Origin of the sequence: Brucella sp. H1_1004 (assembly GCF_047308065.1) — a bacterium.
Classification (GTDB): domain Bacteria; phylum Pseudomonadota; class Alphaproteobacteria; order Rhizobiales; family Rhizobiaceae; genus Brucella; species Brucella pseudogrignonensis_B.
The window spans coordinates 41995-61816 of sequence record NZ_JAYKZA010000002.1; the positions used below are offsets into that span (position 1 = coordinate 41995).

Genomic DNA, 19822 nt, shown 5'->3' on the forward strand with positions numbered 1-19822 from the left:
CTAATTTAGATTCCATTCTACTGCCGCGATTGGGGAACCATTTGCGGCAGTTTCGTTATGTGTCATCCAACTGATAAATAACCGTCAAATATCTGTAATGCAATGTCTTTAGGCAACAGGTCGTATTTCACCGAAGCCTTAAAGGTCATGCTATGAAAAAGCTCCTGCTTGCTGCAACGCTCGCTCTTACTGCCGCCACTGCTGTATCTGCGTCTGAATATGTCTCTTATCTCGACTACCCGCAGAAAGAGCAGGACGGAAAAGAATTCTTCACTGCCATTGAAATTCCACAGGGCAGCTTCACCAAATACGAAATCAACGACAAGACCGGCCACATCATCGTGGATCGCTATCAGTCGATGCCGGTTGTCTACCCTGCCAATTACGGCTCGATCACCAGCACGCTCGCGGGCGATGGCGATCCGCTTGATGCGCTCGTTTATACCCGTGAGCCAATCGTGCCAGGTGCGATCATCAAGGTTCGCCCAATCGGCGTTTTGAAGATGATTGACGGTGGCGAGCAGGACGACAAGATCGTTGCTGTACCAACCTCAAAAATCGACCCGACCTATGACAACATCAAAGAACTTTCTGACCTGCCAAAGATTGAGCAGCAGCGCCTTGAAGCCTTCTTCCGCGTCTACAAGCAGCTTCCAGAAGGCCGTAAGACGGTCGAGCTGAATGGCTTTGATACTGCCGAAACTGCGGCTTCTGAAGTTGCAAAAGCCATCAAGGCGTTCTCTGAAAAGAAATAATCCGGCGTGATTGCCGGTAATAAAAAAGGCCGCGCAAAGCGGCCTTTTTATTTTATGATTAACCTGCACCCAACACGTCGTTAAACACCTTCTCGCCCGGAACACCCTTTTCAAGACTGATCAGAGCACGGCGACCATTGCGGTATGAGATCGGAATATCGATCCACTGCAAACGGCGCATCAGTGACAAATTGGTGTCCTGCGCTGTCGTCGCATCATTGAGCCAGATAATGAAGAAATTATCGGCAATCTTTGATGGCACAGCGATCAATGGATTGCCCGCAGCCTGTTCCGTATCTTTGAACGTGATGCGCTGAACATTATCGATCGCGCCGCCCGGAAAATCATCTGGTAGAGTGAATACCATTTCAATCAAATGACTGGCAGGAATGGACTGATCCGTGTTCTTGCGAATGGTTAGTTTAAGCTCGGCTTTGGTGTCAGGCATCGTGATCGTGCCACGAATTGCCGGGGCAGCAGGTTCACCTTCGCCCGGGCTTTCCTGTATTTCCGACCAGACAACTGTTCCACGCTCAACCGAGCCAGTTTCCGTACCACCGCGCTCTTCATAAAGAAGCGCTTGCTGGCCAACGGCAACAGCTTGCTGGGCCTGTGGTTGGCTTTGCGTATTGGTCTGTTCCGCACCCGGCGTTGAAGCCGCCATTGACTTGCCTTCGCCAAGACCTGCCTGACCGCCCGCTGGACCTTCGTCTTTCTCGCTGCCATCTTCCATCAGACGCTGCGTCATTTTCTGTTCTTGAGACGGCGCCGCTGGCTGGCCAGTCTGCGGCTGTTCAGAACCTGCGGTCTGCCCGGCTTCTGGCTGCGTTGTTCCCGTATCACCACTTGCTGGTGCATCGCTGCGACCAAGACTTGAGGCCAGTTCCTGCAGCTTGTCTTTGTTCGCCAAGACGCCGTAACCGGCACCACCTAAAACAAGCACAGCAATCAGACCGATGATGAGGCCCTTGTAAGAACGCTTTTCTTTAAAACGTACAGGGTCAGTATATTCACCGCGGCGTGCATAAGCAGGCTTGTCTTCCGTGCGATCCTGTTCGCGCTCTGCTGACCACTCATCCTGACGACGCGCCTGCACGGGTGCTGCGTCTTCGTCGGTATCGACATCATGATCCGGATAAGACCGATTGCCAGTTACGAAAGGCGCCTCGTCCGAAGATGTTTGACTTGATTCGGCAAGAAAATCTTCAAGCGGATCATGCAACGGCTGCTCTGCAACAGGTGCGGCAGCTGGCGGCGCATAAAAGGCTTCGACTTCTTCGATAGCATCTTCAAGTATTTTGCGTTGGCGAACTGCCACAACTTGCGAAGCATTTGCTGTCACAAGCTTCTGTTCAATCGTCGCGCGCGCCTTTGCATAGACACGCTGCCGCAGTTCAGGCGACTTATCCGCCTGTGCATCGATTGTCTTTTTCAGAACCGCTACAAAATCAGCCATCGTCTTACCCAGTTTCCGCGCGTTCGAAATGCAGTAAATACCTCAATAATCACAATAATCGTTAGAAAGCAAAGGTTGCGGCAACGATTAAGTGAACGCATCCCGAAAAGTGTGAAGCGGTTTTCGGAAAAGATGCGTACTAAAATACAAAATTTGAGCGCCGATGTGATGCAATCAGATCGAAATGCGCTCTAACCCTTTCAAAATGATCGCGAAAAAACCTTAAAAAAAATACCCGGTCAGCCATAAAGGCAAACCGGGCTTGTTCTTTACAGAACGCAAAGTTCCGAACGACTAATCCTGAAATGGATCAGTCACGAGGATGGTGTCTTCGCGTTCCGGGCTCGTCGAGAGCATCGATACCGGCGCGCCGATCAGCTCTTCGATGTGGCGAACATATTTCACAGCCTGTGCTGGAAGATCGTTCCACGAACGTGCACCGGCAGTCGTTTCCGACCAGCCCGGAAGTGTTTCATAAATCGGCTTCACGCGGGCCTGCGCACCCATCGAGGATGGCAGATAGTCGATGCGCTTTCCATCAAGCTCATAAGCGACGCAGATCTTGATTTCTTCAAGACCGTCGAGAACATCAAGTTTGGTCAGTGCAATACCGGTAATGCCCGACGTGCGAACCGTCTGACGAACGATAACCGCATCGAACCAGCCACAACGACGCTTGCGACCTGTCACCACGCCAAATTCATGGCCCTTGGTGCCGAGGAATTCGCCAATCTCGTCATTGAGTTCGGTCGGGAACGGACCTTCACCAACGCGGGTGGTGTAAGCCTTGGTGATACCAAGAACATAACCGATTGCTGTCGGACCAAGGCCCGAACCGGCAGCAGCCTGACCGGCAACAGTATTGGATGAAGTGACGAACGGATAGGTACCGTGGTCGTTATCAAGCAACGCGCCCTGCGCACCTTCGAAAAGAATGCGGTCACCAGCCTTGCGACGTTCGTCGAGAACGCGCCAGACCTGATCGATATAAGGAAGGATCTTGTCTGCAACCGAGGTCAGCTCTTCAAGAATGGTCGCAACCGCGATTTCTTCGAGGCCCATGCCACGACGCAGCAGATTGTGATGCGCAAGCAGGCGCTCAACCTTTGGCTCTAACGTGTCCGGCTCGGTCAGATCGATGACCCGGATCGCGCGACGGCCAACCTTGTCTTCGTATGCAGGGCCGATACCACGCTTGGTGGTGCCGATCTTGAGGCCTTCCGTAGCGCCTTCACGCATCGCATCCAGTTCGCGATGAACGGACAGAATAAGCGGTGCGTTTTCTGCAATACGCAGAACTTCAGGGGTGATTTCGATGCCCTGGCCGCGCAGCTTTTCGACTTCCATGACAAAATGATGCGGGTCAACCACAACACCATTGCCGATCACGCTCAGTTTGCCGCGTACAAGGCCGGATGGCAGAAGCGAAAGCTTGTAGCTGACGCCATCGATGACAAGCGTATGACCCGCGTTATGACCGCCCTGATAGCGCACAATCACATCGGCGCGCTCGGACAACCAGTCCACGATCTTTCCCTTGCCTTCGTCGCCCCATTGCGACCCGACGACAACTACATTCGCCATTGAGAAAACTCCTCGGTACGGCATCTCAGCCGTCAATATAACCCAAGGATCGCAAGCAAACCCCGTCAATGAAACGCGAGGTGCTGATCCCTCGTCTCTATACAGACTCAATCCCGCTTGCGCGACTCTTTCATGCAGAAAATGTGAATATTTTCACGAAAACGTAGGAAAACGGCTCGCAAAACGTGGAAAACCATGGCTAAGCGGTGTGAAGAATATGGAGATTAAGCGGTAAACACCTTTTATCCCGCACGAACCATATAGAGTGCCTCATCCGAATAGCCTTTCAGCTTGTCTTCGAGTGCTGGCACATCGCGGGTAACGAAGCCCTTTTTCTCCCAAAAACCGTGCGAGCCATTCACCGCAACAAGTGCCATGGTCGCAAAACCATCACGCTCTGCCTGAGCGCCCATCAGCTCAACAACGCGCGACGCCTGCCCGCCTGAACGTACTTCCGGCAAGAGTGCAATGTCGTGGATATAATAGGTGCTGATGTCTTTTGGCAGTTCGCCAAGAACGGAATTCAGTGCGGGAACCGAATCGAGTTTCCATGGATGACTGATGCCATAGCCGACGATTTCACTGCCCTTTGCCAGCACAAAACAACCGGCTGGGTAGATGTTGAAGCGGTCCCGAAAGACCGCCTCATCTTCGAAGAAGTCGGGATGAACAATGTTGGCGACAGTCGTAACGCCTGCAAAATCCTGTGCCTGCATCCGCCGCCATTCAGCCTGCTCAATCCCGTCATTCATATCGTTTAAGCTTCCTCGACGTTAAATTCCAAAGGTCTTGCCGCCTTGATTGCCTCTTGTGCAATCAGTTCGTCAAGTGCTGCCTGTGGAATTCTGTCGTCGACGTAGAGCATCGCAATGGCATCACCGCCCGGATGATCACGTCCGAGAGCGAAGTTTGCGATGTTGATATCATGCTTACCGCAGATCGTTCCAAGCAGACCAATCATGCCCGGAATATCAACATTGGTGACATAAAGCATGTGCGGTCCAACTTCCGCATCTAGGTTGATTCCTTTGATCTGGATAAAGCGGGCCTTGCCGTCAGAGAAGCACGTTCCTGCAATCGAGCGTTCACGTTCAGTGGTCTTCACGGTCAGCTTGATATAGCCGTCGAAGATACCCGACTTGTCGCGCTTGATTTCAGAAACGATGATTCCACGTTCCTTCACCATGATCGGTGCAGAAACCATGTTTACGTCAGCAACCTGCGGACGGATCAGACCGGCAAGAGCTGCACTGACCAGAGCGCGTGTGTTCATGCCAGCTGTGGAGCCGTCAAAAAGCACTTCGACTTCCTGAATTGGCTCGTCCGTCACCTGACCGACAAAGGCACCCAGAACTTCTGCGAGCTTGACGAATGGCTTGAGACGCGGCGCCTCCTCTGCAGTGATCGACGGCATATTGATCGCGTTGGAAACGGCACCCTTGACCAGATAATCCGACATTTGCTCGGCTACCTGAATGGCAACATTTTCCTGCGCTTCTGACGTAGAAGCACCAAGATGCGGTGTGCATACCACGTTGGGCAGATTGAACAGCTCGTTCTCTGTCGCAGGCTCGGTTTCGAAAACATCGATACCCGCACCAGCAACATGACCGGATTTCAGCGCCTCAACCAGATCTTTTTCAACGATCAGGCCACCGCGTGCGCAGTTGATAATGCGAACACCCGGCTTCGTCTTAGCCAGTGCATCGGCATTGATGATGCCACGTGTCTTGTCGGTCAGTGGCGTATGCAGCGTGATGAAATCGGCACGGGCCAGAAGTTCATCAAGCTCCAGCTTTTCAACGCCAAGCTCCTGCGCGCGCGCTTCAGAAAGAAACGGATCGAACGCAACAACGTGCATCTTGAGACCAATACCGCGCGCTGCAACCACAGCACCGATATTGCCGCAGCCAACCACACCAAGCGTCTTGCCGGTAATTTCCACGCCCATGAAGCGGTTCTTTTCCCACTTGCCAGCACGCGTGGAAACGTCAGCTTCGGGGAGCTGACGCGCAACTGCAAACATCAGTGCAATTGCATGTTCTGCAGTGGTGATCGAATTGCCGAAAGGCGTATTCATCACAATGATACCGCGGCGCGACGCCGCCGGAATATCGACATTGTCCACGCCAATTCCGGCGCGACCAATGACCTTGAGCTTCTTTGCTGCAGCAATCAGTTTGTCCGTCACCTTGGTTGCGGAACGGATAGCCAGACCATCATATTGGTCGATGACTTCAAGTAGCTTTTCTTTGTCCTTGCCAAGATCTGGAAGGTAATCAACTTCAACACCGCGATCTTTGAAAATCTGAACGGCGGTCGGCGACAATTTATCGGATACGAGTACGCGAGGTGCCATAAGGGCCTCCTTCGAATTGTACGATAATGAAAGGCAAGCAGGCTATGGCCATCCCAACTCCGGCCACAGCTATCTACATCGCTTGCGATTATGCAGCGGCTTTCAGAGCAGCTTTCTGTGCAGCAAAGGCCCAGTCGAGCCATGCAGTCAGGGCTTCAAGATCAGAAGCTTCAACCGTCGCGCCCGCCCAGATACGCAAACCGGAAGGTGCATCGCGATACGCACCGATGTCGAAGGCAACGCCTTCTTTTTCGAGCGCCGAGACGATGCCCTTGGCAAAAGCCGCCTGTTCATCCGCCGAAAGTGCCGTCACTTCCGGGTCCACAATCGTCACGCAGACCGACGTGTTGGAGCGCGTTTCAGGCTTCTGAGCCAGATTAGCGATCCATGGCGTCCGCTCGATGAAGGCATTGAGCACAGCGAAATTTGCGTCCGCACGTCCGACAAGACCGTCGAGACCGCCGACAGAACGCGCCCAGCTCAAGCCATCTAGATAGTCTTCAACGCAAAGCATCGATGGCGTATTGATGGTTTCGCCAACGAAGATGCCTTCGATCAGCTTGCCGCCAGAAGTCAGGCGGAAAATCTTTGGTAGCGGCCATGCTGGCTTATAGCTTTCCAGACGCGCAACAGCGCGTGGGGAAAGAATGAGAATGCCGTGTGCGCCCTCGCCGCCAAGCACTTTCTGCCATGAGAAAGTGACAACATCGAGCTTTGCAAAATCAAGACGCTGCGCGAAAGCAGCCGAGGTCGCATCGCAAATGGTCAGGCCTTCCCGATTTGCCGGAATGAAATCGGCATTGGGTACGCGAACGCCGGATGTGGTGCCGTTCCAGGTGAAAACGACGTCACGGTTGAAATCAACCTCAGAAAAATCGACCAGCTCGCCATAAGGCGCAACAAAAGTGCGGGTGTCTTCCAGCTTAAGCTGCTTGATCACGTCTGTGACCCAGCCGGAGCCGAAGCTTTCCCACGCGACCATATCAACGCCGCGCTCACCGAGCAGCGACCACAAGGCCATTTCAACCGCACCCGTGTCGGATGCAGGCACAATGCCAATGCGGTAATCAGCCGGAACGCCGAGAATTTCGCGGGTAAGGTCTATAGCTTCTTTCAGCTTGTTTTTGCCGATTTTCGCGCGGTGCGAACGGCCAAGCGGCGCATCGGCGAGCGCTTGAAGCGACCAGCCGGGGCGTTTTGCACAGGGACCTGAAGAAAAATTAGGATTAGCCGGGCGAACTGCCGGCTTCGCAATCGTCGTCATTTTGTTTCCTATCCTCACAGATAGCACGCGCCTCGTTGGGGAGGCGTGGCCCGCTGATGAAAATATCGGAAAGCAAAAATTTCACAAGACCGTCTAAGGCTTATTTTTTAAGCGCCGCGCGCTTGAACAAACGTACCAATATCGCTTTTACACTTTAAAATTACAGCATGATTTCACCTCAAACCGACTGAAGTTTAAGGATTTATGCTCTAAACCCGCCGGAATAGCACCGGCGGATTCGAATGCCAGAGGATTTACTTCTCGGATGGTTTTTCTTTCATGCGCGCATAATAGCTTGCGATGAGCGCACCGGAAACATTGTGCCACACGCTGAAAACGGCGCTCGGAACTGCCGCCAAGGGTGAGAAATGCGCATTGGCCAGCGCTGCACCAAGGCCACTGTTTTGCATGCCGACCTCAATGCTAATTGCCTTGCGCTTTGCCAGAGAAAGACCCGCAGCGCGTGCGGCGAAATATCCCAAAAGCAAACCAAAGCCGTTATGCAAAACGACCACCGCGAAGATCAATGCACCAGACTGGGCAATTGCAACCTTATTGACCGCAACAACAGCTGCGACGATCAAAACAATGCCGATCACCGAAACGAGAGGCAACATTGGAACGGCTGCCTTCACAAGACCCGGCATCAGCTTCTGCAGAATGAAACCAAGTGCAAGGGGTACGAGAATAACTTTGAGAATGCTGATGAACATACTCATCGCATCAACAGGCAAATACTGGCTTGCAAAGAACCAAACCAGAAATGGCGTTACCAGCGGGGCCAACAAAGTGGTCACGCTGGTACAAGCAACGCTAAGAGCCACATCCCCTTTGCTAAGATAGGTCATCACATTGCTTGCGGTACCTCCCGGGCAACAGCCAACAAGAATTACGCCCGCAGCCACTTCCGGCGACATCGGAATAATGCGCGTCAGCAAAACTGCAAGCAGCGGCATAATCAGAAATTGGGCGAAAACACCAATCAATACTTCAAACGGTCGTTTGGCGACCTCCGCAAAATCCTTGGTCGAAATCGTAAGTCCCATGCCAAACATAATGATGCCCAGCAACACGACAATCCAAGGCGCGAAAACACTGAACGTCGATGGCAACAGGAAACCAAGTACAGCGAAGACGATAATCCAGACAGCAAAAGAGCGGCCAACAAAATCTGAAAAAGCTACAAGCGCTTTCATTTCTCTCCCTTCAGACTGCGTACAGTCTCGAAAAATGCTTCTATAAGGCAACGCCTCTCTGATGCGGCCTTCTAAGGGCATTTCGGAAGATATGAAATAAAAAATAGCCAGATTACTAATTTATGGGCAATTTTGACGGGCTTATAGGATATAAAATGAAAAAAGCCCGGAGCGCTTCGGGCTTTATTTCAAGTTACAGTGTTTTAACCACCAAACATGTACCGAAGACCCACACGAACATCGTGGATATTCATGCCCTTGTCGTAACCGTCGCCAACGCCATAGTTTCCATTAAACATCTTGCCGCCGTTGATATGGCGGAAACGATAACCAGCATCAAGTTTGAGATTGTGTGTCAGATCGACAGACGCACCAGCCATAAGTGCGTAGGTGAAGCGCCAGTCAGCATCACCTGAGAGAACACCCCCATTGGTGGTATCGACGAGGTCGTTCCACTTCACGCGAGTGCCACCGATACCGGCGCCGACGTAAGGCGTAACGCCGCCGAAATTGCCGAGATCGACATAGGCGTTAGCCAGAAGCGATAAAGCAGACATCTTGCTTTCATCGCGATCGCTCGTGAATTTAGCGCGCGTCATATAGTCAAGCGTCAGGTCGGTACGAAAATAATCAGTGACCTGATAACCAACACCACCGCCAAGCAAAAACGAGCCTTTCAGCTTGCCGCCATGAATTTCGGAATCGCCGTCACCACAGGTGTTACAACCACCGCCACCCGGCAAGGTGTAGGTTGCGCCACGGAATTTCGCTGCGGAATAACCGATATCGCCACGCAAATACCAACCACCAACAGCTGGCGGAGCGACAACGACTTCCGGCACAGGTTCGATGTAATCTGCGGCGAAACCCGCAGGAGCCAATGCCATCATTGCAGCCGATACAGCAAGGCTTGCGCAAAAAGTTTTAATAAGACCGTTCATCTGTCTGTCCCATAAATCTGTCTCGTCGCAACTGCGTCGGAACTGAATTGTGGAAGCCACGCTAACGATGAAAAGTTAAATACAACTTAACCTTGTTTTTTAACCATGTTTATCAATGACTTCTAAAGTATAACTTTTCCTCGTCCAAAAACACAAAAAGCGCGGAAAACCGCGCTTTTTTTTAAATTTATAGTCCGACTGATCAGGCCGCAGCGCTTTCCGAAGAAATCACGTTGATGATGTCGTTAACGACCTTCTCAACGAGTGCACGGTCATCGCCTTCCGCCATAACGCGGATCAGCGGTTCAGTTCCGGATGGACGAATAACCAGACGCCCCTGCGAACCCAGACGATCAGTCGCTTCATCGATAGCGCTCTTAACCTTCTTATTTTCAAGCGGCTTTCCGCCAGCGGTACGCACATTCTTAAGAAGCTGTGGCACTGGCTCAAACTTGCGGCACAACTCGCTCAACGGCTTGTTCTCTTCCTGTGCAACGGCAAGAATCTGCAAGGCAGAGACCAGCCCATCGCCCGTCGTAGCAAAATCCGACAGAACAATATGACCGGACTGTTCCCCACCAACATTGAAGCCATGCTCACGCATGTGTTCAACCACGTAGCGGTCGCCAACCTTGGTACGGGCCAGCGTCATATTATGGTCGTGCAGGTAACGCTCAAGGCCGAGATTGGACATGATCGTCGCGACGATCCCACCGCCTTGCAGACGATCTGACTTTGCCCATGATTCGGCAATAACCGCGAGAAGCTGGTCGCCATCGATCACGGTGCCGTTTTCATCGACCAGCAGAACGCGATCCGCATCGCCATCAAGCGCAATGCCGACATCAGCGCGCACTTCATGAACCTTCTTCATCAGGCCAATCGGATGGGTCGAGCCGCAATCCTCATTGATATTGATGCCGTTTGGCTCGTCATTGATGGTGATAACCTCGGCGCCGAGTTCCCAAAGTGCGGCGGGCGCTACCTTGTAGCCCGCGCCATTGGCGCAATCCACCACAACGCGAAGACCATTAAGCGAGATATTGCGCGGCAGCGTGCGCTTCGCAAATTCGATATAGCGATAAATATCACCATCGACGCGCTTGGCCTTACCCACTTCGCCATGGGTCGCGAGATGCGCGGAGAGATCGCTATCGATCAGGCTTTCAATCTGCAATTCAATCTCATCTGAGAGCTTGAAGCCATCAGGACCAAACAGCTTGATACCATTGTCATAGAATGGATTGTGCGAAGCCGAGATCATCACACCAATATCGGCACGCAGCGAACGGCAAAGCATCGCGACCGCAGGCGTTGGAATTGGACCGAGCAGAAACACGTCCATACCGGCGGCAGTGAACCCCGCCACAAGCGCGTTTTCCAGCATGTAACCAGAGCGGCGCGTATCCTTACCGATCACAACGCGCGAAGCTTGGCCCTTGCGGCGAAAAATATGTCCAACCGCCATACCGACTTTCATGGCAATATCTGGCGTCATCGGAAAGCTGTTTGCCTTACCGCGAATACCATCAGTTCCAAAATATTTACGTGTCATATTCTTAGCCTTGCGTTGCGCCATAAAGCTGTCTCGAAGCAATAAAAAATCAGTCGCGGTTATTTTATGAGACGGCAATGACATCCGGGGTCGTTAGCCCGGCAATCGATTGTCTGCGTTAATAGCGCAAAACCACCCGTCATTGCAATTTCACCTTTCGGGGAAACAAATTATATCAAAGCATCAATTCCCAAAGTTGCCATATGATGCGCCGAAATCCTTAACCGAGCCTTTCCAACAAAATGCGCCTCAAAAACAGAAAAGCCGGACAGAATGCCCGGCTTTTAAAATTGTTACGATACTTACTGCGGCTGTGGGTTGGGCTCAATACCAGGCTCACTGCCGGGTTCTTCACCCTTGCGCTTGCGTGGGCTGCCAGCTTTCGGAACGCCCGAACCACGCGATGGCGTATCATTCCCTTGATCACGCGATGGCTTGTTGCCCGCAAGCAGCTCCTTAATTTCATCGCCACTGAGCGTTTCATATTCAAGTAGACCTTCAGCAAGAGCAATCCAGTCCTCACGCTTTTCAGTCAGGATACGGGTTGCTTCTGCATAGGCTTCATCCACAAGACGGCGTACTTCAGCATCAATGATCTGCGCAGTTGCTTCCGAAATATTCTGCGTGCGCGAAACCGAATGACCGAGGAACACTTCTTCCTGATTGTCACCATAGGCCACGCGACCGAGCTTGTCGGAATAACCCCACTGCGTCACCATCGAACGCGCTAGCTTGGTTGCCTGCTGAATATCGGAGGATGCACCGGATGTGATGTTTTCCTTACCGAATTTCAGCTCTTCCGCAACACGTCCGCCCATCAGAATCGCAAGGCGCGAAACCATCCAGGTATAGGTCGCAGAATAACGATCGCCTTCCGGCAACTGCATCACCATACCCAGCGCGCGACCGCGCGGAATGATTGTCGCCTTATGGACCGGATCAGACTTTGGCACGTTGATCGCCAGAATAGCATGGCCAGCTTCGTGATAAGCCGTATTCGCCTTTTCTTCCGGCGTCATGGCGGAGCGGCGTTCCGCACCCATCATGATCTTGTCCTTGGCGTCTTCAAATTCCTGCATGGTCACGAGGCGCTTGTTGCGACGCGCTGCCATCAAAGCAGATTCGTTGACGAGGTTAGCAAGGTCCGCGCCAGAAAAGCCCGGTGTACCGCGTGCCACAACCTTAAGATCCACATTCGGAGCAAGCGGCACATTACGCACATGCACTTTGAGGATCTGTTCACGACCAACAATATCCGGGTTTGGAACAACGACCTGACGGTCAAAACGGCCCGGACGAAGAAGTGCTGGATCAAGAACGTCAGGACGGTTGGTTGCAGCAATCAGAATGATCGATTCGTTTGCTTCAAAACCATCCATCTCGACCAGAAGCTGGTTGAGCGTCTGCTCACGTTCATCGTTGCCGCCGCCAAGACCTGCGCCACGATGACGACCAACAGCATCGATTTCGTCGATGAAAATAATGCAAGGCGCATTCTTCTTCGCCTGTTCGAACATATCGCGGACGCGGCTTGCACCCACACCAACAAACATTTCAACGAAGTCAGAACCGGAAATCGTGAAGAACGGCACATTGGCTTCGCCTGCAACAGAACGCGCGAGCAAAGTCTTACCGGTTCCGGGAGGGCCAACGAGCAGTACGCCGCGCGGAATCTTGCCGCCGAGACGCTGGAACTTCTGCGGATCACGCAGGAATTCTACGATTTCTTCCAGATCCTGCTTGGCTTCTTCAACGCCAGCTACATCTTGGAAAGTGATACGACCATGCGCTTCGGTCAAAAGCTTCGCCTTCGACTTGCCAAAGCCCATCGCACCGCGTGAACCACCCTGCATCTGGCGCATGAAGAAAATCCAAACACCCAGAATAAGAATCATCGGCAACCATGACAGCAGGATACCAAGAAGCGAGCCGGAACCGTCATTTTCAGGACGGGCAGTGATGGTTACGCCCTTCTCTTCAAGACGGGAAACCAGTCCTGTATCGCCCGGCGAATAAGTCTGGAATGTCGATCCATTATCGGCAAATGTACCGCTGATCTTCTCACCAGTAATTGTAACCGACTTCACGCGTCCATTGGAAACGTCATCGATAAACTGGGAGTAGGAAACTTCACGGGAATTCGAGCGCTGGCCAGGACTCTGGAACAGGTTGAACAACGCTATCAAAAGTAGAGCAATGATCGCCCAGAGGGCGAAGTTGCGATAGTTCGGATTCATATCGGGTCCTATCGATACCACAGCCACCCGACAAGGGCGGTAGGATGTTTCGACTTAACATAGGATCGAAGAACGGCCTTGCCAAGGCGCGAGAGCCGCCTCATCTTCGATTCTTATCAAACTGGTTTATAAAAATTAGGACATTCGCGCCCAAATTGCGTTTCAATGGCCTTTGCCAGCGCAAAATCATAGCCCGGAAGCACATGATCAAAGATTGCGAAGTGCTTTTCGACAGTGATTCCTGAAGGCAACTGTTGACCGTTAACCGCCGGAACTTGCTGCAATTTGCCGTTTTGATAGATCGCGGGCAGCACCAGCAAAGCTTCGCGTTGTGTAAAATCAAGTTCCATCTGATGCACTTCAATGAAATCAGCCAGTTCCTGCCGATCAGGTGCGGCCACTTCAAACAACGTTTGAGCTTCATTTTTCAGGCGATAGCGTCCGTCCCAGATGATCGTCTGCCCGGTTTTAAGTTCCATCTTTGGCAGATTACGGCGTTCGCGACGAAACTTATGCGCATCACCATTTTTACCGAGCTCAACAAGCGCGCCAAACACCGTCAGACGGCCAACTTTCTCCTGACCAGACAACAGCTTTTCAATCCGTGCACGCTCAGCATCACCGGGAAGAAAACGCCGCCCGCCAGCAATCGATGCAAGAAGGCCAGAAAACAAGCGCCGAACACTTTCTGGCAGCGCTGCATAAATGGAGGCATCGACCAAAATCGTGCCGAAGGCATTCATTTGCAGGCAACCGGGGTTTGAAAGTGCTGAAACAAGCGCCGCATTATCGCGTTTGCGTGCCACAGATGCCAGTGCGATCTGCGCCATCACGCGGTCCGGATCGGCTTCGGAAGCCGATGACAGCCGCACGCGCGGACGCTCATAATTGGTGTTTACGTTGCTGGGATCATCAATCCAGACGACCGATTTATCCGTAAGCTCTTGCCGCAGGTTTGAACGGGATGTTTCCAACAGCGGCCTCACCAAGACCACCGAATTTTCAAGCCATGACTGCGGTGCCATTGCAGCAAGACCACGGGCTTCTGAATGAGAGCTCCGCTCTTTGCGCATCAAAAATGTTTCGATCTGATCATCGCGCGTATGCCCCGTCGCAATAAAATCAGCATCCGCCTCATGCGCCGCCTGAACCAGCAACCGATAACGCGCAGAACGAGCGGCGGCGGCGAGACCAGTTTTCGGTTTGGCGTCGTCCCATGAAAGAACACGATGCGCTATGCCGTGTTGGTGGCAAAGCACACCTACATTGTCAGCCTCTTGCGCCGATTCCGCACGCAAACGATGATCAATCGTAACAGCTGTCAGCGGCGGCGGATTATCCAGCGTCGCGAGATAGTCTTTCAAAAGGAAAAGAAGAGCCAGAGAATCGCTCCCGCCTGACACGGCAGCAATGATTCCCTTAGCGCAATCTAATCTGAAAGGCTCAAAAATATCAGTCGGGGAAAGCCCCACAAATAGTCTCCAAAATCAACACTTGATACGCGCGCGCTCATCGCTCACCCGCTTCAAAATGGCAGGCGCAGCCTTCGGATAGCGTTCTGGAATCTGCTTGAATGTTGCACAAGCAACGTCGTGATTATCCATTTTTTCAAGTGTCATACCGAGCTTGAACATATTTTCTGGTGCACGTTTGGAATCCGGATAATCGCGCTGCGTATCGATGAAAACAGTCGCAGCTTCGGGATAACGTGCCTGACCATACAGCGATTCACCCAGCCAATAGCGTGCTTCAGCCGTGGTTGGATCAGCAGGATAGCGCTTGATATGCTCCCGGAAACCAGTCTCCGCTGCTTTATAATCGCCCGACATCACATATTGATACGCGGCCTGATACAGCGAATTTGGATTATCATCAGTCGGCAGCGATGCCACTGCCTGACCCGCTGGCAACGCAGCGCCTTGCTCAACCGGACGAGGCTGCACATCAATAGTTTCGCCGATTACATTGCCATTGTTGTCAAAGCGGATGGAGCCGAGCGAGCGCGGCGGCTCTCCACGTTGTGGGCCACCCTGCGGAGCAGCACCTGAACCAATAGCCACGGAATCGGCGCCCGATGTATCATGGGTCGCCAACTGTGTATCTGAACCAAAATCACCGCCCTGCGCCACATTACCAGAAACCCCATTATCGGGGTTTCCAGCTGGCGTCGCATCAGCAAGCGAAGTCTCGTCCGGCGCTTTGCCCGCATCGGCGCGGCCACCTTCCAGCTTCTGGAAGCGACGTTCATTGTCTTCCTGCATTTTCTGCATCTGGTCCTGCAATTCGAGGACCTGGAAGTTCATGGCTTCGGCACGGTTGCTGAGCGCATCGGCGGTGCTTACCGGATTGCCCATGCCCTGCGCACAAAGATCGCTGCCGGGAGGGGGGCTGACCTGAGGATTTTGGGCAGTGGACTTTGCAGGAGCCGCTAGACCCTGCTTCTTTTCCAGCTCTTCAAAGCGGAAATCATTATCATCCTGCGTCTTCTGCAGCAGCTCATTCGTAAATGAAATCTGCGCGTCGACGTCCTCGACCTTACCGGTGAGGTTACGGATCAATTCTTGCTGCAAGCCGGGGCTTTGCTGATAGCCGCCCTGACCGCCCCCGCTGCCATTGTCACGCATAGCGTCGTCAAGAATTGCGGTCGAACCGATATTCACGTGATTCTGTCCACCACCATTGCCCTTTTCCAGCGCACGAAAACGGGTTTCATTCTCACGCTGAATTTTCAGCATGTTGTCGCGCAGTTGCATGATGCGGGCATAGGACTGTGCGTTCTGATGCGCCAGATTACAAACCTGCTGCGAAAACTGATCGCCACCCGGACTTCCAGCTTGCGCAAGTTGAATATTTCCCTGCTGCGAAAAACCAGATGCTGCCAGAACCGGCGCACTCGCCAAAAGCGGCAGCATGGCAATTGCCAGCGTCACTTTCCTCATTGGTTTCCTCATTCCCTTTTGCCCCTATCGCTCATTGTCGAAAAATGATGGTGCCCTGAAACTATAAACCGCGACCACCAAGGTCTGGATAAACAATCAAACACGATGCCTGAACATTTTCTGAACACCTGATTTTCCGCGGTTCTTTTCAGTTATTAGAGAAAAACCTTAAAAAGCATAGATGCTTTCCCTATCACACAGGTTACTTCGGCCAAAATTTGTCGAAATTACCAATAGTTGTCTTTCGGCACAAAAAAAGCGGCCCGAAGACCGCTTTTTTCTGATTAGGTCAGGCTATTTGCTGAAACTTAGCTGCCAGCACCGTTAAGGACGGTAACAGCACGACGGTTCTGCGACCAGCAAGAGTTGTTATCGCAAACAGCGATTGGACGCTCATTGCCGTAAGAAACGGTGCGCATGCGGCTGGTTGGAACGCCACGGGCTGCAAGGAAGTCACGGGTTGCAGCAGCACGACGCTGACCGAGGGCAAGGTTGTACTCACGCGTACCGCGTTCGTCGGCATGGCCTTCGACAGTGATCGAGTACTGTGGGTAACGCTGCAACCACTGAGCCTGCTTCGACAATGTCTGCTGCGCATCCGAGCGGATCAGCGACGAATCGAGGTCAAACAGAATGCGGTCACCAACGTTTACAGTGAAGTCCTGAGCGGAGCCGGGCGTTGCAGCGCCACCAGCCAAGCCAAGATCACCGGCATTGTTTGGAAGATTCTTCTTGGACGCACAACCAACAACGGCGAGCGACATGAAAAGGGCAATAGCGATCGGGCTACGTGCAATCGACTGGATACGGCGCATGGGCCGGAGCTCCTTAAGATTTGATGTTCCTGCGTAACCAACCAATAATCATATTTAGGTTAAAGCAGGCTCAAGAAGTATGGTTAATAATTTCTTGCGACCATCTGCAAACCGTTTTTATCCGGTAGCAATTCTGCTTTTAGCCCTTGAGGGCTAAATGAGGCAGAAACACGGCCCCAAGGCTATAATTGTGGCATTTTGCCATGAAAAAGGCGCGAAACTGATGCTTCGCGCCATTATATTAGTGTTCTTATAATTCGAACTACTCGAGCAACGGCGACCATGCCGGATCAGAACCGAAGTTCGGGGTCTGAATCTGACGTTCATTGCGACCAGTCAGATCAATACTGAAGAGCTTCGGACCACCGGCACCTGATGCCTTGCGGAAGAACATCAGGACGCGACCATTTGGTGCCCAGGTTGGCCCCTCATTGTGGAAGCCCGAAGTCAGAAGACGTTCACCCGTTCCATCCGTCTTCATAACACCAATCGAGAACTGACCCTGTGACTGCTTGGTGAAGGCGATGAGATCGCCACGTGGGGACCAAACCGGGGTCGAATAGCTGCCGTCACCGGACGAGATACGGCGTGGATTGGAGCCGTCAGCGCCCATCACGTAGAGCTGCGGACGTCCGCCACGGTCAGACGAGAACACAATCTGCGAACCATCTGGCGAATAAGACGCACTGGTATCAATAGCCTGGCTGCTGGTCAGACGTGTGGTTGTGCGGTTACGCAGATCCATCGTGTAGATGTTCGCGCTGCCGTCATCCTGCAGAAGGCTCATCACAACCTTCTGGCCGTCTGGCGAGAAGCGTGGCGCAATCGACATTCCGGGGAAGTTACCAACCAGCTCCCGCTGACCGGTTTCAAGCTGCAACAGGTAAACGCGCGGCTGACCGCCAGCAAAGGACATATACGTCACTTCCTGACGGTTTGGCGAAAAACGCGGGGTCAGTGCAATATCACGGCCATCGGAAAGGTAACGAATATTGGCACCATCCTGATCCATAATAGCCAGACGCTTCACGCGCTTCTGGGCTGGACCGGATTCGTCCACGAAAACGACACGGGTATCGAAATAACCCTTTTCACCCGTCAGACGCTCATAGATCGCATCAGCGATAATATGTGCAACACGACGCCAGTTATCCGGCGTGGTGAAGAACTGCTGTCCAATCAGCTGCTGGCCACCAAATGTATCCCAGAGACGGAATTCAGCCTTCAGGCGACCGTCTGGCTGCTTGGTAATGCGACCAGTGACCAATGCCTGCGCATTGATGACCTTCCAGTCTTCAAAACGCGGAGATGCATCAGGATTGGAAATCTTTTCGATGAATGCACTCTTGCTGATCGGCGCAAACAAGCCGGACCGCTCAAGATCGGCTGCAATAACGGAAGTGATGTTCGCGCCGAGCTGATCACCTGAAAGGAAGTCGGTGACAGCAATCGGCAAAGGCTCGACCACGCCCTTGTTAATATTGATTTCCACGACCGCATGAGCCGGCATGGTGGAAACAAAACTTGCAGCGATCACACAGGCAAAAGCCGATAAGGCTGCGCGGATCTTTGTTTTCATGATGCCTATTTTCATATCTTCTGGGACCTCTTTTGTCCTTGGCATTCGTTAGGAGCGACCAGCCATGCTGATCAGAACATTTCGCTTGGGTCGAAGTTAACAATCACTTCCGACCAATTCTCATATTTGTCTGCTGGCAGATTGTACGGTGCGCAACGTGCCACAGCGCGACGGGCGCTTTCTGCAGCCGCTCTGCCCACACCATCACTGCCACCACCAGATGTCACCTCAGGCGAGCCCTGAATGGAACCATCCTGATTGAGATGCATCTTCACCGTCACAACAAGACCAGGCGCATCTGCAACACCAGCTGGCACGTTCCAGCATTTCGAGATCGCGCCACGAAGCGCGTCCATTTCACTCTGGCTCAATTTCGAGCCACCAGTATTCTTCTTGCCGCCCAGCGATGCCTGATCGGTCGAGCGCTTAGCACCGCCGCCTGAAGCTTTCTGCTTATTAAGAAGTGCTGCCACTTCATCCGCAATGGCATCATTCTTCGACTGTGACGTCTGCGAAGCTGACTGCGTTGGCTTCTTCTCTTCAACAGGCTTGCGATCCGGTGTCTTGGCCGTCTGCGCCTGCGGAGGCTTTGGCTTTTCCTGCGGTGCCGGAACATTATCCGGCAATTTCGGTGCTGCCTGATCAGGCGCTTCTGCCTGTTTCTCAATCGCTTCCGCGACCGGATCCGGCTTCACTTCCTGTTTTGCTTCCGGCTTGGTCTGAACTTCCGTGGCAGGAACCGGTGTCGGCTTATCCTGCGGTTTGGGTTCAGGCTTTGGGTCGGGCTTCGGCTCAGGATTTTTCACCGGCTCCGGCTGCGCCTTTGGTTCCTGAGCAGCTTCAAGCGGCTTAGCTTTGGTGTCAGGCGTCGGCGGTGTCTGGCTATCAACGCTCTGATCACCAAACTCCTGCGCATCCGGTACCGTCTGCGGTTTTGTTGTCGGAATAGGTGCCGACTTTTCCTTCATAGGCGCTTTTTTATCGCCCTGCTGAATTTGCGTGATTGATTCAATCGGAACGATGTCAACCGGAAACGATTCCGAATCCTGCACGTCGAAAGCCTTCGGCGAGGAAAACGAAACCACTGCCAGCGCAAGTGCCGCGGCATGCAGTGCAACAGAAGATGTCAGGCCAGCCTTCAT

15 protein-coding genes are annotated in these 19822 nt (G+C 52.7%); 1 reads left to right on the forward strand and 14 read right to left on the reverse strand.

The features are described from left to right. Positions 1 to 152: 152 nt before the first annotated feature. The gene (locus U2P60_RS07450) at positions 153 to 755 is read left to right on the forward strand and encodes an inorganic diphosphatase (protein ID WP_250041079.1); all 603 of its coding nucleotides are present in this window, start codon (positions 153 to 155) and stop codon (positions 753 to 755) included. Between the two features lie 58 nt (positions 756 to 813). On the opposite strand, the gene U2P60_RS07455 is transcribed toward U2P60_RS07450, so the two are convergent. The 14 genes from U2P60_RS07455 to U2P60_RS07520 all read right to left on the reverse strand — a co-directional run bounded on the left by U2P60_RS07455 (position 814) and on the right by U2P60_RS07520 (position 19822). After that, on the reverse strand, positions 814 to 2211 hold the full coding sequence (locus U2P60_RS07455) for a transcriptional regulator (protein ID WP_413572067.1): 1398 nt from the start codon (positions 2209 to 2211) through the stop codon (positions 814 to 816). Between the two features lie 294 nt (positions 2212 to 2505). Continuing rightward, positions 2506 to 3795: an adenylosuccinate synthase gene (locus U2P60_RS07460; protein ID WP_313827131.1), complete on the reverse strand. Its 1290-nt coding sequence runs from the start codon at positions 3793 to 3795 to the stop codon at positions 2506 to 2508. Positions 3796 to 4037: 242 nt separating this feature from the next. After that, positions 4038 to 4547, reverse strand: coding sequence for a GNAT family N-acetyltransferase (locus U2P60_RS07465; RefSeq protein WP_413572068.1), 510 nt, complete (start codon positions 4545 to 4547; stop codon positions 4038 to 4040). Positions 4548 to 4552: 5 nt separating this feature from the next. Continuing rightward, entirely contained in the window at positions 4553 to 6154 is a 1602-nt protein-coding gene (serA, locus tag U2P60_RS07470; protein WP_413572069.1) for a phosphoglycerate dehydrogenase, read from the reverse strand. Between the two features lie 88 nt (positions 6155 to 6242). Beyond that, a complete protein-coding gene (locus U2P60_RS07475) occupies positions 6243 to 7418 on the reverse strand; it encodes a phosphoserine transaminase (protein ID WP_413572070.1) in 1176 nt (391 codons plus the stop codon). Positions 7419 to 7672: 254 nt separating this feature from the next. Continuing rightward, positions 7673 to 8614 (reverse strand): bile acid:sodium symporter family protein, encoded by a 942-nt coding sequence (locus U2P60_RS07480; RefSeq protein WP_313827135.1) that lies wholly within the window; start codon positions 8612 to 8614, stop codon positions 7673 to 7675. Positions 8615 to 8817: 203 nt separating this feature from the next. Further along, the gene (locus U2P60_RS07485) at positions 8818 to 9555 is read right to left on the reverse strand and encodes an outer membrane protein (protein WP_413572071.1); all 738 of its coding nucleotides are present in this window, start codon (positions 9553 to 9555) and stop codon (positions 8818 to 8820) included. Positions 9556 to 9757: 202 nt separating this feature from the next. Then, a complete protein-coding gene (gene glmM / locus U2P60_RS07490) occupies positions 9758 to 11110 on the reverse strand; it encodes a phosphoglucosamine mutase (RefSeq protein ID WP_313827151.1) in 1353 nt (450 codons plus the stop codon). A 302-nt stretch (positions 11111 to 11412) separates the two neighbouring features. Beyond that, positions 11413 to 13347: an ATP-dependent zinc metalloprotease FtsH gene (gene ftsH / locus U2P60_RS07495; protein WP_313827152.1), complete on the reverse strand. Its 1935-nt coding sequence runs from the start codon at positions 13345 to 13347 to the stop codon at positions 11413 to 11415. Positions 13348 to 13463: 116 nt separating this feature from the next. After that, positions 13464 to 14819, reverse strand: coding sequence for a tRNA lysidine(34) synthetase TilS (tilS, locus tag U2P60_RS07500; RefSeq protein ID WP_413572072.1), 1356 nt, complete (start codon positions 14817 to 14819; stop codon positions 13464 to 13466). A gap of 15 nt (positions 14820 to 14834) precedes the next feature. Then, on the reverse strand, positions 14835 to 16298 hold the full coding sequence (ybgF, locus tag U2P60_RS07505) for a tol-pal system protein YbgF (RefSeq protein WP_413572073.1): 1464 nt from the start codon (positions 16296 to 16298) through the stop codon (positions 14835 to 14837). Between the two features lie 296 nt (positions 16299 to 16594). Then, complete coding sequence (pal, locus tag U2P60_RS07510; protein ID WP_250041098.1) at positions 16595 to 17101, reverse strand: peptidoglycan-associated lipoprotein Pal; 507 nt, start codon at positions 17099 to 17101, stop codon at positions 16595 to 16597. A gap of 262 nt (positions 17102 to 17363) precedes the next feature. Then, positions 17364 to 18695 carry a Tol-Pal system beta propeller repeat protein TolB gene (gene tolB, locus U2P60_RS07515; protein WP_413572074.1) on the reverse strand — a complete coding sequence of 444 codons (1332 nt, stop codon included), beginning with the start codon at positions 18693 to 18695 and terminating at the stop codon, positions 17364 to 17366. Positions 18696 to 18751: 56 nt separating this feature from the next. Next, positions 18752 to 19822, reverse strand: a complete 1071-nt coding sequence (locus tag U2P60_RS07520; protein WP_313827156.1) for a hypothetical protein — start codon at positions 19820 to 19822, stop codon at positions 18752 to 18754.

Coding starts and splice junctions, on each gene's coding strand:
- ftsH (WP_313827152.1), bottom strand. CDS start 13,347: ATGAATCCGAACTATCGCAACTTCGCCCTCTGGGCGATCATTGCTCTA.
- U2P60_RS07480 (WP_313827135.1), bottom strand. CDS start 8,614: ATGAAAGCGCTTGTAGCTTTTTCAGATTTTGTTGGCCGCTCTTTTGCT.
- U2P60_RS07520 (WP_313827156.1), bottom strand. CDS start 19,822: ATGAAGGCTGGCCTGACATCTTCTGTTGCACTGCATGCCGCGGCACTT.
- tolB (WP_413572074.1), bottom strand. CDS start 18,695: ATGAAAATAGGCATCATGAAAACAAAGATCCGCGCAGCCTTATCGGCT.
- ybgF (WP_413572073.1), bottom strand. CDS start 16,298: ATGAGGAAACCAATGAGGAAAGTGACGCTGGCAATTGCCATGCTGCCG.
- U2P60_RS07485 (WP_413572071.1), bottom strand. CDS start 9,555: ATGAACGGTCTTATTAAAACTTTTTGCGCAAGCCTTGCTGTATCGGCT.
- pal (WP_250041098.1), bottom strand. CDS start 17,101: ATGCGCCGTATCCAGTCGATTGCACGTAGCCCGATCGCTATTGCCCTT.
- serA (WP_413572069.1), bottom strand. CDS start 6,154: ATGGCACCTCGCGTACTCGTATCCGATAAATTGTCGCCGACCGCCGTT.
- U2P60_RS07475 (WP_413572070.1), bottom strand. CDS start 7,418: ATGACGACGATTGCGAAGCCGGCAGTTCGCCCGGCTAATCCTAATTTT.
- U2P60_RS07465 (WP_413572068.1), bottom strand. CDS start 4,547: ATGAATGACGGGATTGAGCAGGCTGAATGGCGGCGGATGCAGGCACAG.
- glmM (WP_313827151.1), bottom strand. CDS start 11,110: ATGACACGTAAATATTTTGGAACTGATGGTATTCGCGGTAAGGCAAAC.
- U2P60_RS07460 (WP_313827131.1), bottom strand. CDS start 3,795: ATGGCGAATGTAGTTGTCGTCGGGTCGCAATGGGGCGACGAAGGCAAG.
- U2P60_RS07450 (WP_250041079.1), top strand. CDS start 153: ATGAAAAAGCTCCTGCTTGCTGCAACGCTCGCTCTTACTGCCGCCACT.
- U2P60_RS07455 (WP_413572067.1), bottom strand. CDS start 2,211: ATGGCTGATTTTGTAGCGGTTCTGAAAAAGACAATCGATGCACAGGCG.